Raw genomic sequence first — 13,219 nt, forward strand, 5'->3', positions numbered from 1 at the left:
GATTTACAGTTTGTCTGAATTTTCTGCCAGATATTTGGCAACACCGTCAGGAGTGTTGACCATACCGGCATCACCTTTGTTCCAGCCAGCCGGACAGACCTGTCCATTTTCTTCGAAGAATTGCAGAGCCTCAACGATACGAACCACTTCGTCCATATTACGACCCAGAGGTTCATCATTAACCACCTGATGACGAACGATGCCTTTCTGGTCAATCACAAACGTGGCCCGCATGGCAACACCCGCAGGATAGTAAGAATCGCCACCTTCAGCCTCAATGCCATAGGCTTTGGCGATGCTGTGATCCATATCTGCTGCCAGGGTATAGCTTACCGCGCCGATACCACCTTCATTTACAGGCGTGTTTCTCCAGGCATTGTGAGTAAAATGTGAATCGATGGACAGACCGACAACTTCACAACCAAGCTCTTTCAGCTTGCTAACGCGGTGGTCCATAGCGATCAACTCTGAAGGACACACAAATGTGAAGTCCAGAGGATAGAAAAACACCACGGCGTATTTACCTTTAATAGCTTCAGACAGTTTGAAACTGCCGACGATGGAACCATCCCCCAGTACCGCCTGTGTATCAAAATCAGGTGCTTTTTTTCCAACCAAAATGCTCATTGTATGCTCCTAAATATTATTTCAGTTCTTTCAATAGTTATGCCGTCACCCGGGATCTGGCCCGCTGTATTATCCCTTGACCAGCCCCGGACGTCCTTAAAGCAAATGCCATCATTGGGGTTTAAGCTCAGAAAATCAAACATTTCTTAACACATTTAATGGAGGGGTTCTCGTCACTCTTCGAGTGGACAGATAGCCAATCCCTCCGATCAACAGCATTCCCAACCATGGACCACTCCCCCACAGCCACGGATGAAAACGGAAACTGATGTCAAACACCTGAGTTTGCAGAAAAAACAGACAGGCTTCCGCCCCTATCACCGCCAGCAGACCCGCCAGCCAACCCATCACGCCAAATTCAATGATCAGACTTCCAGCCACCATCCCGCGTCTGGCTCCCAGTGTCCGCAAAATAGCACTTTCCTTGAAGCGCATGTCCAGTGTTGCCTGTATGCTGGCAATCAACACCAGGATTCCACAGGCCAGTACCAGCAACAAAATGAACTCCACGGCCAATGATACTTGAGTGATGATTTTCTGAATCTGCTCGATCACGCTGTCCAACTCGATCAGCGTGGCTGTCGGAAACTCTCTCGCCAATTGGTTGAGCAAAGGTTTATCAGCGGGTGTCAGATAAAAGCTGGTTAGCCAGCTGGCCGCATCTCCGGACAGAATCTCACCCGAAAAGATGACAAAGAAGTTGGGCTGCATCGAATCCCACTGAACGGTTCTCAAACTCGCCACGGTTGCTTTGGTGTCCTGACCGGCGATACTGAAAGTCATCTCGTCGCCCACTTTAATCCCAAGCCCTTTGGCATAGTCTGTCTCAACCGACACCAACGATTTCTGTTCATCCCCCGGTTGCCACCATTGACCTTCCACCACCTCATTATCTGGCCCCAGTTCGTTCGACCAGGTCAGATTCAACTCCCTCTGATAACTGCTGTCATCTTCGGCGGCATACTGTTCCAACAGAGTCTTCATGTCGGTACCGTTGACCGCTGTCACCCGACCTCTGACCATAGGATAAAACGGTGAATGACTGATCTGATGGCTATTCAGAAAGCCCTCAATGGCTTCTTTCTGAAGATTAAAAATATTAAACATGAAATGGTTCGGAGCATCCTGGGGCAGTTGTCTTTGCCAGTCCTGAATCAAGGAAGTACGGACCAGAGACAGTACGAACAGCAGTAACAACGCCACGGAAAAGATCATCACCTGCAGGGAATTCTGACGACTGTGACGTTGCAGACTCGCTAAACCGAGACGCCAGGTGCTTCCAAGACGGGCTCCAAGACGACGGCTGAGGCGAATCAATAACCACGCAAACACCGACACGCTGATCAAAGAAACAATACCGCCGCCCATCAATGCCGCCGTGATGGCAAGGCTGCGGCTGTACCAAAGAACCAGTACCAGTACGGCAAGGATGCCAATCATCAACGCACTGGTACCGGATACCAGAGCTTCCCCATCATCTACCCGCAATACCCGTGACGGCGGTACGTTGCGCAGAGCCAGCAATGGTGGAGCGGCGAATGCCATCAAACAAATCAGTCCGGTCATCCCACCGGTCACGTATGCGCCTGGCCCGGCCGTTGCTATGCTGCCGGGCAACAGGCTGGCGAACGCCTTCAGTATCGCCCAATGAGCCAACCAACCGGCAATCCATCCCAGTAACACCCCTAACACTGCAAGCAGAAACAGATTCAACAGATAAAGCCGGGCAACTGCTGCCGGTCCCATCCCCAGAGTCTTCAACAAGGCCACATGACCGGCCTGACGTACACTGTAACGACGGGACGCCAGCGCCAGGGCAACACCCGCCAGCATTACGCCCAGAGACCCCGCCAACAGAAGAAAACTTTCTGCCCGATCCATGGCCGAACCTATCCCGCGATTACCCTCACGCGGCATAACCCAGCGATAATGATCGCCCAACTGTGGTTCCAGTTCACTGCGCAGCTGTTCAACTTCAGAATCGGCACCAGACACCACCAGACCATATTGAATACGGCTGCCGGGCTGTACCGATTTCGTTGCCGCCACATCGGCAATATTCATAATGACTCTGGGACTCATGAAAAACATACTTTGAGGGCTGTCAGGTTCTTTGAGCAGGGCCTTGGTAGCGGTGAGCGTTGCTTCACCAATCGTTACCTGATCCCCGACTTCTATCCCCAACGCCCCAAACAGCCTCGATGCCATCCATATTTCCCCGGGCCCAGGTGCCGAATCCACCTCAGTACCTTCGATAAATGGCTGGTCACTGACCGTTACTTTGCCTTTCAGCGGATATGAATCGCTAACGGCCTTCACTGATGTCAGCTGCATGCCCTGAGCGGAAAAAGCCATGGCCTGAAAATTCATCATATCCGTAGTCTCAAGGCCAAGATCGTAAGCTTGCTGCTGCCATTGCACCGGAATGGCCTGACTGCCACGGAGCTGCGCATCGCCGGCCAGCAATACACCCGCCTGAACATCTATGGTGTTTCTGATTCGTTCGGAAAAGAGGCTGATACTGGTGACCGTGGCCACAGCAACCAACAACGACATCAGCAGGATATTCAGCTCGCCTCCTTTCCAGTCACGCCAGAGCAATTTGAATCCTGTTTTCATTGTCCTGGCTCCACTATGGCTCCAGCTTCGATGACTATCTGACGATGACAACGACTGGCCAAACGGATGTCATGAGTCACCAACACCAGAGTCGTGCCTGCCTCTTCGTTCAGCTCAAATAACAAATCAGCAATTTTACCTCCGGTTACCGTATCAAGATTGCCCGTCGGCTCATCCGCAAACATGATAGGTGCCTCTGAGGCAAAAGCCCTGGCAATGGCAACACGCTGCTGTTCGCCGCCGGAAAGCTGTTTGGGATAGTGATGTTCACGCCCGGTCAGCCCCACTCTGGCAAATACCTCTCTGGCCTTAGTCGCAGGATCCTCTACTCCCCGGACCTCCAAAGGCAACATGACATTTTCCAGAGCCGTCAGACTGCCAAGCAATTGAAAATTCTGAAATACAAACGCTACCAGTCGGCCTCTGATCTGCGCCCGCTGCTCTTCATCCAGACGGGTAATTTCCTCACCCTGAAGGTAGATCTGGCCTGAAGAGGGGGTATCCAGTCCGGCCAGTAATCCCAGTAACGTTGATTTGCCTGAACCGGACGCGCCAACAATCGCAACGCTTTCTCCCGGCTTGATTTCCAGATCAATCCCTTTCAGGATCGTCAATTGACCCTCGGAGGTCTGTACTTCTTGTTTCAACGCGGTGCTTTTTATCATGCTTTGTCCAAAGGTTATTAAAACATTGGCGATAATGGTTCTGATGCTGACGACTTCGGCGACACTTTCAGCCAAAACAATTCTGGTCCTGGGTGACAGTATCAGCGCTGCCTATGGCATCCCGGCAGATGCGGGCTGGGTTACTCTGTTACAGCAAAAGCTACAGCAACAGGGCTTTGATGATCAGGTCATCAATGCATCCTTCGGCGGTGCCACCAGCGAGTCAGGCGTGCAAAGACTGCCCGGACTGCTGAAACAGTATCAGCCTGATATTCTGTTACTTGAACTGGGTGGCAACGATGGCCTGCAGGGCAAACCGGTGCCATACATTACACAAAACCTGCGTACGATGATCTCTACAGCTCAGGCCTCTCAGGTTCAGGTTGTGCTGTTAGGTATCAAGATTCCGCCGAATTATGGAAGCCGTTACACTGAACCATTTTTTCAGCAATATGAAAATCTAGCCAATGAATACAAGCTTGTTTACGTTCCCTTTATCCTCGCAGGTATCGCCGAAAATCCTGCTTTGATGCAAAACGACGGTATTCATCCAGTGGCAGAGGCTCAGTCCATGATTGTTCAAAATATCTGGCCCGTATTGATGCCATTGCTGAAGTGACAACTCGGAACGGAGGTCTTGATTGAACGCCTATTACCCCCGCCCAGGCCTGCGCAACCCTCATGTACAATCCATCGCCCCCAGTCTGTTGCGTTATGTCCCTAACCACTTTAGCCGACATCAGCTTGAGCTGCCCGATGGTGACTTTCTGTTGCTGGACTGGCAGCGCCAGAACAGTCATCGCCTGGTTATTCTCAGCCATGGTCTCGAAGGACACAGCCGCAGAGCGTATGTCGCCGGAATGGCGAGAGCTTTTTTTCGCCAGGGCTATGATGCTCTGGCCTGGAACTTTCGCAGTTGTGGTGGCCGACTGAACCGACTCCCCAGGTTTTATCACAGTGGAGCCACTGAAGATCTGGATGCGGTCGTGCAACATGCCGTCGACCTGGGCTATCAGCAGATTGTCCTGGTCGGATTCAGCATGGGAGGTAATCTGACACTGGTTTATCTGGGACGGCATCAGGTACCAGACGCCATCAAAGCAGCAGTGACATTCTCTGTTCCCTGCGATCTCGCCAACTGTGCTGATCAACTTGCCAACACACGCAATGGTTTTTATATGCGGCGCTTCCTCAAAGATCTGCAACCCAAGATCGAAGCCAAAGCCCGACAGTTTCCCCAACTGATCTCAGCCACCGATTACCACCGCCTGAAGAACTTTCACGATTTCGACGCCTGCTACACTGCTCCGCTGCATGGTTTCAGCAGTGCCAATGACTACTGGCATCAATCCTCGGCACTGCATTATCTGCCCAACATCACCATTCCTACACTGCTGGTCAACGCCAGAGATGACAGTTTTCTGGGACCAAACTGTTACCCAGATGAACTAGCGGAAAAACATCGCTTCCTGCATTTTGAAGCACCGATGCATGGTGGCCATGTTGGCTTCATCCGTTATCAACTCTGGCGTGAATTATGGTCTGAAACCAGAGCTTTACAGTTCGTACGGCAGTATTTGGAAAGTCCTTCACACAGGTAAACCTCTGAGGTGATTGAAATAAAAAGCCTTAAACCCCATTAGAACAAACCATTGTCCATCAACAGCTGTTAAATCACATGAGTCAAGCAGATTCCAATCACACAGAAATTATTACCCTGAGTGAACAGAACAACACCGGATTGATCGCTCCAGGGGATTCATTACCAGCCAAGCTCTATATTGTTCCCATCGCCAACCGGCCGTTTTTTCCGGCCCAGGTCATGCCGGTTTTACTGGCGGCGGAACAATGGGAGGAAACACTTCGCAGAGTAGAAAAAACACCCCATAAATCACTGGCACTGTTTTTTGTGGAGAACCATGATGAAACCCAGAACGGTCTCAATACTGAAGATCTGCCGGAAACCGGCACGCTGGTAAAAGTACACCAGCTGAAGTCCGATGGAAAACATATTCAGTTTATTGCCGAAGGCATCAAACGTGTCCGGGTTGCCGGATGGCTGTCACGCAAATCCCCTTACCTGGCAGAAGTTAATTATCCACAACATCGCAAAGAATCGGACAATGAGATCAAGGCCTACGCCATGGCGCTGATCAATGCGATCAAAGAACTGCTACCGATTAACCCACTCTATTCTGAAGAACTGAAGCACTACCTCAACCGGTTTAGTCCGAACGAGCCTTCTCCATTAGCAGATTTTGCCGCTGCCATTACCACTGCTCGCGGGGGTGAATTGCAGGAAGTACTCGACACTATTAACCTGATGCCCCGCATGGAAAAAGTGCTGGCGCTGTTGAAAAAGGAAATCAACGTTGCTCGTTTGCATGGAGAACTTACGGATGAAGTCAACAAGAAAGTCAGTAAGCATCAGCGTGAATTTTTTCTACGCGAGCAACTGAAACTCATCCAGAAAGAGCTTGGTATCACCAAAGACGACAAAACCTCTGACGCAGAGGAATTCCGCAACCGCCTCGATGGCAAAACGGTACCCGAGGAGGCTCTCAAAAAGATCAACGAAGAACTGAAGAAACTGGAAATGCTGGAAACCGGTTCTCCTGAATATGGCGTTACCCGTAACTACCTTGATTGGGCCACGTCAATTCCCTGGGGTATTCAGGGTGAAGACAACCTGAACCTGAAACAAGCCAGGACCACGTTGAATCGGGACCATGAAGGGCTCGACGATGTGAAAGCCAGAATACTTGAATTCCTTGCCGTGGGAGCATTCAAGGGGGAGATTTCGGGCTCTATTCTGCTGCTTGTTGGTCCTCCCGGCGTGGGTAAAACCTCCATCGGTAAAAGTGTCGCCGATGCTCTGGGCAGACCGTTTTACCGTTTCAGTCTGGGTGGCATGCGTGATGAAGCCGAGATCAAAGGCCATCGCCGCACATACATCGGCGCGTTACCCGGAAAATTTGTCCAGGCGCTCAAAGATGTCAAAGTCATGAATCCGGTCATCATGCTGGACGAAATTGATAAACTCGGCGCCAGTTATCAGGGTGACCCGGCTTCGGCCTTACTGGAAACCCTGGACCCTGAACAGAACAGTCAGTTCATGGATCACTATTTGGACATGCGTCTGGACTTGTCAAAGGTATTGTTCATCTGTACCGCCAACCAGCTTGATACGATTCCTGCGCCTTTGCTTGATCGTATGGATGTCATTCGTCTGTCCGGTTATCTGACCGAAGAGAAAGTCGCCATTGCTGCCAAACACCTGTGGCCACGGCAATTGCAAAAAGCCGGTGTCAAAGGTCGGCAACTGAAGATTTCCCGCAAAGCCCTGCGCGACACAGTCGAATGTTACGCACGGGAATCCGGGGTTCGGAATCTGGAAAAACAACTGGCTAAAATCGTTCGCAAAGGTGTGGTTCAACTACTGGAGCAACCGGATGAAAGCATCACCGTCACACCGGAAAATCTGAGTAGTTTTCTGGGCAACCCCATTTTCCGTCCGGAAGCACTTATGCAGGGAATAGGTGTGATCACCGGCCTGGCATGGACAGCCATGGGAGGCACCACTTTGCCGATTGAAGCCACCCGCATTCATACCCTGAACCGGGGTTTTAAACTGACTGGCAAACTCGGCGAAGTGATGCGCGAATCGGCTGAAATTGCTTACAGTTATGTCTGCTCCAATCTGGAAAAATATGGTGCCGACAAATCTTTCTTTGACAAAGCATTCGTACATCTACATGTACCGGAAGGGGCAACCCCAAAAGATGGCCCCAGCGCCGGTGTCACCATGGCCAGTGCATTATTGTCTTTGGCGTTAAATAAAAAACCCAAAGCCAATTACGCTATGACTGGAGAACTGACACTGACTGGAAAAGTGCTGGCAATTGGCGGTGTACGGGAAAAAATCATTGCGGCCAAACGCCAGAATATCAAAAACATCATTCTGCCTGAGGCCAATCGCGGTGATTATGAAGAAGTACCTGAATACCTGAGAAAAGGTCTGAAAATATCCTTTGCCGAACATTACGACGACGTATTTAACAAATTGTTTGGTTAGTCAACTTCCGGGGTTCCCATAAAAACCATGGGAACCCCGGTGGCGGTATTATTAAAATGTTTTAAAGAGCGCTCGCGAATCCCATTGTGGCCAGACGGGTTCGCCTGCCGATTCGACATACAGGTTCGGATCGCCGGCTTCAATGAACCCTTTGAGTCCGGTGACCAGTTCACGATGAAGCACTTCCCGCTCCTCGGCATTATCCTCGGTCCAGGTAAAGCGGGTAATGTTCGGTCGGTCGATATCAAAATTCCCAAACAGAACCGGTACATCAATGGCGTGATAAGCACCGAGCAATGTACTCCAGGGTTCAGGGTAATTTTGCCAGATAAACTGATAACGATAGACCGGCATGCCCAACTGTACGAGTTCATCAGCCAGGCTCGCCATCAGGACCTCTTCTTTCTGATTTAATTTTTCTGTTTTACGGAAAAAAGCCTTCTGTCGGTATTTACGCACAAAATCCGTGGTCTCCAGATCGTTGCGCAGGCTGTTTACCAACAGCCAGAACTCCATTGTCGACAAACGGCTATAATCAAAAATTCGAATCAGACTGGTTTCATTGCCAACAGTACCGATGAGCGTGGGTACCGCATTGACGAACACGGCATCTTCATCTTCCAATGCCTCTGAATCGAGTTTCGCAACTGTCTTAGTCTTGGACAATACCTGCTCATCCGTCAGATCTGAGACATAATTGTCACGCACTTCTTCGCTCTGCTGGTTCAGAGCCTCATCAAACTCCTCGTCGGAAATGGTTGTTTCATCATCCTTTTCATCCTGATAAAGCTTGCGGCGCAACTTACGAATAGACATGGTTTTGCGGTCATAAGGCACTCCGGACAGTGTAACTGCACGCTGAAAATAACCGCTGGCGAGAGGAGAGCGCATCAGCGCCCACACGAAAATACTGCCAGCCGAATGCCCCATCAAAGTGACTTCATTCGGATCGCCACCAAATGCATCAATGTTTGTTCTAACCCAATCCAGCGCTTTGACCTGATCCTTCAAACCAAGGCTGCCACGCTTGGTTGCCGGATCTCTGCCGTCAAGAATCACAGTCCGTAACATACTGAAAATACCAAGGCGATAATTAAACGTAACCACCACGGCGTTCAGCTCCCGGGCCAGTCGTTCACCATCGTAGACCGGGAGAGAAGCGGCTCCGGTAATGCCCGAACCACCATGAATAAACACCAGCACCGGTCGAGGTGATTGCAACCGGGTATGCTCATCCGCTACCGGCGTCCAGACATTCAGATAAAGACAGTCTTCAGAACCAAAGCGTTCATCAAAGGTCGAATCATCATCGCTGGCAAAAAAACCTCCTATCTGGGAGCAGGCATCACCAAAGGCTTTAGCTTCCCTCACTCCAGCCCAGGGCTCTGCATCCTGAGCTGCTTTCCAGCGCATCCGCCCCAGTGGTGGCTGGGCATAAGGGATACCCAGAAAGCGGATGACTCCTTCCAGGTCATCACCTTCAACCACACCGCTCGCAGTCACTGCCTGAGTAGAGGCCATAGCCATTGATGGCAATATCAGGACCATTAAAAGAGTTGCTGACCAATGTCGCAAATTGACGGAAATATGAGCTAAATCCGATAGACAGTACTTCATTGAATTGACCTCCTGAAGTTCTATGTACATACCAGTTCGCCACGACAGCACTACCAGGCGGTTCATCAAGTTGAGAATATAAAAGTTTTCATATGCTAATGGACCAATACAACGATACTTTTGCCCACTTGATCACAATCATAAAAAAACTGCGACGACATCCCCATTACCCAATCACAATGCTTTAACGCAATGGCGGGGAGCCTTACATGGACACAACCCGTACTTGTTACCATAATGCGCCTGTGCCGATACTCTAACCGCCACAGGAACAAATTCGATGAAATGGACCAAACTGGGAGAGGCTCCCGATTACCGTTTTACACTGGCAAATGAGCGTACATTTCTGGCCTGGATTCGTACCGCCATTGCCCTACTGGCGGCGGCCGTTGCCCTGGATCAACTTGCTCCCAATCTGGCCGTTCCCTGGGTACGCAACCTGATTTCTCTGTCACTGTGCATTTTTTCCTGTCTCAGTGCCGGTCATGCCTATCTGCGCTGGGCGAACAATGAAAAAGCCATGCGCCTGAAACAGAACCTGCCCTATTCTCCGTTATTACGCATACTCAGCATTTTCCTTGTGCTGTTGGCCGGTATCATTCTGGGGTTGCTGATTTATGGCGGTTAAGCCTGACAGAGATCCTGGCCTGCAACCAGAACGAACCTCAATGGCCTGGACCCGGACGCTGTTTGTACTGCTGATATTGATGAGTGCATTCAGCCGTCATTTCTTCAAAGCCTATGGCTGGTTCTGGCTGGTATGCCTGGGCATCATTGCAACCACACTCGTTGTGATGTACGGCTATACCCGACGACGCACACAACGCTCAATGGATGAGATCGCAGCGTTGTCAGTGGCATCCATAAGAATGAAACAATGGCTCACCTTTGCGGTTCTGTTCAGCAGCCTGACATTTGCCGGCTACTTCCTGATGGCTTTTTTTAATCGTTGAAGATGCCATTACCATACGCAGCCGGTTTCCAACCACACAACATCCCTGTTTCCAGCAACATTAACAAATGGTAATCCTGCACTTAGGAAACCTTAATCCCACTCAAGCCCCGGCTATCTATAATCGCTCAACCTTTAACAACATGAGCAAATGGAAACTTATGAAAAACTGGCTACTTCGCTATTCCACGCCCTTAACAACAGGTCTGTTCCTGGTGTCGCTAATATCCGGCATCGGGCTATTCTTTCACGTGGGTCCAATGTCATTTCACAGCATGCACGAATGGGTCAGCATGGCACTGATTATCCCATTTATCCTGCACATCTGGCGCAACTGGAAAGGCTTACTCAACCATTTCAAGCGCAGTGCCATGCCACTGGCACTGGCTTTTTCAACACTGTTTGCCGTTGCGTTCATGGCCTGGCCATCCGACGAAAATACAACGGTCCGCAGCGGCCCGCCGCAGTTCGCCCTGGCACATACGCTAACCTCTGCTTCACCAGCAACCGTAGCTCCAATCTTCGGCATCACAGCCGATGAAATGGTTACCCAGCTGAAAGCCCAAGGGTTCGACAGTGCCAGCCAGGAAACCAGCCTGTCCGACATCGCCAGCAACTCAGGAAAAGAAACCAGCGACTTATATGCCGCAATGCTCGGCATGATTCCCGCTTCGGAATAAATGACAGATTTTATCGATGTGATCCGGTCAGACTTTTATTCGTAGCTGACCGGAATGAAATGTTGGAACCGATGCCAACTGCAGACCCCTAATGAGAGTGCCATATTAGCCGGCTATTTTTCGGCTATGGAACTCATTCGGTCATAAAGTAGTCAGGCCATACTTTCCATGACACACCTTAAATCTCTCTGAAATTTAGTAAAATATTATAATTTTTTTACTACAATCCATTCTGAAAATTTTTTTCAAAAACGCTCGTAGCCTTTAAACGAAGAGAGTTTTTGGTTATCTGGTCCAGATTAACGACATCATTTAAATGCTTTCAAGCTAGAATCCAGTTCCAATGTAGTAAATATATCGATAATATTTACCTGAAGAGCCTTCCCATACAAAAACAACAAACAATTGAGGTATTCACATGTCATCACACATTCGGTGGTTATGTTTCAAAACTATAGTGTTGATCGGGCTGGTAGCAGGGCTATCGTTGAACAGTGCCTGGGCAGCACCGGTATTTGCGTATGGCGCGGATATCGGCTGGATGAAACAGCTTGAGAATGAGGGGGTCAGTTGGGTTAACGATAACGGCGTTCAGCAGGATCCGCTGCAAATTCTTAAAGATCATGGCATCAACGCAGTTCGCCTGCGGGTTTTTGTCAATCCCGACCCTAGCGCTTACTGGAATAAAGACGACTCCACCTGGACCATGCTGGGTTATGCCGATAAAGCCAGTGTTATTGCTGCAGCCCAACGAGCCACCAACATGGGAATGCGTGTCATGGTGGATTTTCATTACAGCGATGTATTTGCAGATCCCGGCCATCAGATCAAACCGGCAGCCTGGCAGAATTACAGCGTCTCACAACTCGAAACCGCCGTTTACAATCACACTTATGATGTTATGAATGGCCTCAAAAATGCCGGTATCACGCCGGCATGGGTTCAGGTCGGCAATGAGATGGATCCGGGAATCCTGCTACCTCAAGGCAGCACCTCTAACTTCGCCAACCTGACCCGTTTTCTGAATGCTGGCTATGATGCCGTTAAAGCTGTCAGCGCCTCTTCCAAGGTAATCAGTCATTTGGCACACGGCACCGATAACGCCGCAGCCCGTTGGTATTTCAATAATTTCCTGAATGTATACGGAGGAAAAACTGATGTTATCGGCTTTTCTTTTTATCCATATTGGGATGGAGAGTCTTACTGGAATCTTACCGACGACCTTGCCTATAACCTGAATGACATGGCAGCAACCTACGGAAAAGAAGTTATGGTCACCGAAGTGGGTGGCCTGCAAACCAACCCCACCGACAGCTATTGGACGGTTAAAGACACCATTGACCTGGTTAAGGCCGTACCCAATGGAAAAGGAATTGGTGTTTTTTACTGGGAACCGGAAGCCAACTCTTCGGTCTTGCCTGACGGTTATCCGCTAGGGGCCACAACGTTGATTTCCAATAAAGTACTGCAGTTTACCAAAGCTCTGGATGCTTTTAGTGACGGGCAAATCAAAGTGGATAGCAGTAAGACCTACCGCATAGTAAACCGAAACAGCGGCAAAGCTCTGAATGTTGCGGCAGGCTCCACGGCCGATGGTGCCGCTATAGAACAATACGGTTATGGAGGCTGGACCAGTCAGCAATGGCAATTCACTGCCATCGGTAACGGCTTTTATAAAATAAAGAACATCAACAGCAATAAAGTCATGGACATCGAGGCCGCCTCAACCGAAAACGGCGCTCAAAATATCCAGTGGTCCGACAATGGTGGCTGGAATCAGCAATGGTTGATTTTGGATGTGGGTGACGGTTACGTCAAAATCAAAAACCGTAACAGCGGTAAACTTCTGGATATCAAAGCCAAATCAACCGCTGATGGGGCATTGGACATTCAATGGTCCGACAATGGTGGTTGGAACCAGCAGTGGCAGATCCTGCAAAACTGACCCATCCAGCAGCGGCAAAAGCGAAACGCTTTTGCCGCA

General features: G+C 49.9%; 11 protein-coding genes. 7 read left to right on the forward strand and 4 right to left on the reverse strand.

The features are described 5' to 3' along the window. Positions 1 to 3: 3 nt before the first annotated feature. The 3 genes from YC6258_RS17740 to YC6258_RS17750 form a co-directional block, all read right to left on the reverse strand. Positions 4 to 627, reverse strand: coding sequence for a peroxiredoxin (locus YC6258_RS17740; RefSeq protein WP_044618117.1), 624 nt, complete (start codon positions 625 to 627; stop codon positions 4 to 6). A 135-nt stretch (positions 628 to 762) separates the two neighbouring features. After that, a complete protein-coding gene (locus YC6258_RS17745) occupies positions 763 to 3,246 on the reverse strand; it encodes an ABC transporter permease (protein ID WP_044618118.1) in 2,484 nt (827 codons plus the stop codon). Further along, positions 3,243 to 3,911 (reverse strand): ABC transporter ATP-binding protein, encoded by a 669-nt coding sequence (locus tag YC6258_RS17750; protein WP_044618119.1) that lies wholly within the window; start codon positions 3,909 to 3,911, stop codon positions 3,243 to 3,245. The genes YC6258_RS17745 and YC6258_RS17750 overlap by 4 nt, the downstream gene beginning before the upstream one ends. Before the next feature lie 34 nt (positions 3,912 to 3,945). Here YC6258_RS17750 and YC6258_RS17755 point away from each other — a divergent pair, with 34 nt between their 5' ends. From YC6258_RS17755 to lon, 3 genes are all read left to right on the forward strand, one after another. Further along, positions 3,946 to 4,530 (forward strand): arylesterase, encoded by a 585-nt coding sequence (locus YC6258_RS17755; protein WP_144407807.1) that lies wholly within the window; start codon positions 3,946 to 3,948, stop codon positions 4,528 to 4,530. Positions 4,531 to 4,552: 22 nt separating this feature from the next. Continuing rightward, positions 4,553 to 5,512 (forward strand): YheT family hydrolase, encoded by a 960-nt coding sequence (locus tag YC6258_RS17760; protein WP_044618121.1) that lies wholly within the window; start codon positions 4,553 to 4,555, stop codon positions 5,510 to 5,512. 77 nt (positions 5,513 to 5,589) lie between these two features. After that, positions 5,590 to 7,986, forward strand: coding sequence for an endopeptidase La (lon, locus tag YC6258_RS17765; RefSeq protein WP_044618122.1), 2,397 nt, complete (start codon positions 5,590 to 5,592; stop codon positions 7,984 to 7,986). A 51-nt stretch (positions 7,987 to 8,037) separates the two neighbouring features. Here the strand turns inward: lon and YC6258_RS27505 are convergent, their stop codons facing one another. Beyond that, positions 8,038 to 9,603 (reverse strand): carboxylesterase family protein, encoded by a 1,566-nt coding sequence (locus YC6258_RS27505; protein ID WP_169748990.1) that lies wholly within the window; start codon positions 9,601 to 9,603, stop codon positions 8,038 to 8,040. 280 nt (positions 9,604 to 9,883) lie between these two features. On the opposite strand from YC6258_RS27505, the gene YC6258_RS17775 reads away from it, so the two are divergent. From YC6258_RS17775 to YC6258_RS17790, 4 genes are all read left to right on the forward strand, one after another. Then, positions 9,884 to 10,231 (forward strand): YidH family protein, encoded by a 348-nt coding sequence (locus tag YC6258_RS17775; protein ID WP_044618123.1) that lies wholly within the window; start codon positions 9,884 to 9,886, stop codon positions 10,229 to 10,231. Next, positions 10,221 to 10,556, forward strand: coding sequence for a DUF202 domain-containing protein (locus YC6258_RS17780; protein ID WP_044618124.1), 336 nt, complete (start codon positions 10,221 to 10,223; stop codon positions 10,554 to 10,556). The genes YC6258_RS17775 and YC6258_RS17780 overlap by 11 nt, the downstream gene beginning before the upstream one ends. Before the next feature lie 160 nt (positions 10,557 to 10,716). After that, the gene (locus YC6258_RS17785) at positions 10,717 to 11,235 is read left to right on the forward strand and encodes a DUF4405 domain-containing protein (RefSeq protein ID WP_044618125.1); all 519 of its coding nucleotides are present in this window, start codon (positions 10,717 to 10,719) and stop codon (positions 11,233 to 11,235) included. A 418-nt stretch (positions 11,236 to 11,653) separates the two neighbouring features. Further along, complete coding sequence (locus YC6258_RS17790; protein WP_044618126.1) at positions 11,654 to 13,180, forward strand: glycosyl hydrolase 53 family protein; 1,527 nt, start codon at positions 11,654 to 11,656, stop codon at positions 13,178 to 13,180. The last annotated feature ends 39 nt before the right edge of the window (positions 13,181 to 13,219 follow it).

Source organism: Gynuella sunshinyii YC6258, from assembly GCF_000940805.1.
Classification (GTDB): Bacteria; Pseudomonadota; Gammaproteobacteria; order Pseudomonadales; family Natronospirillaceae; genus Gynuella; species Gynuella sunshinyii.

Bases quoted from the DNA above. Each gene is read 5' to 3' on its own strand.
- YC6258_RS17780 (WP_044618124.1), top strand. From the start codon at position 10,221: ATGGCGGTTAAGCCTGACAGAGATCCTGGCCTGCAACCAGAACGAACC.
- YC6258_RS17740 (WP_044618117.1), bottom strand. From the start codon at position 627: ATGAGCATTTTGGTTGGAAAAAAAGCACCTGATTTTGATACACAGGCG.
- YC6258_RS17755 (WP_144407807.1), top strand. From the start codon at position 3,946: ATGGTTCTGATGCTGACGACTTCGGCGACACTTTCAGCCAAAACAATT.
- YC6258_RS27505 (WP_169748990.1), bottom strand. From the start codon at position 9,603: ATGAAGTACTGTCTATCGGATTTAGCTCATATTTCCGTCAATTTGCGA.
- lon (WP_044618122.1), top strand. From the start codon at position 5,590: ATGAGTCAAGCAGATTCCAATCACACAGAAATTATTACCCTGAGTGAA.
- YC6258_RS17790 (WP_044618126.1), top strand. From the start codon at position 11,654: ATGTCATCACACATTCGGTGGTTATGTTTCAAAACTATAGTGTTGATC.
- YC6258_RS17750 (WP_044618119.1), bottom strand. From the start codon at position 3,911: ATGATAAAAAGCACCGCGTTGAAACAAGAAGTACAGACCTCCGAGGGT.
- YC6258_RS17785 (WP_044618125.1), top strand. From the start codon at position 10,717: ATGAAAAACTGGCTACTTCGCTATTCCACGCCCTTAACAACAGGTCTG.
- YC6258_RS17745 (WP_044618118.1), bottom strand. From the start codon at position 3,246: ATGAAAACAGGATTCAAATTGCTCTGGCGTGACTGGAAAGGAGGCGAG.
- YC6258_RS17775 (WP_044618123.1), top strand. From the start codon at position 9,884: ATGAAATGGACCAAACTGGGAGAGGCTCCCGATTACCGTTTTACACTG.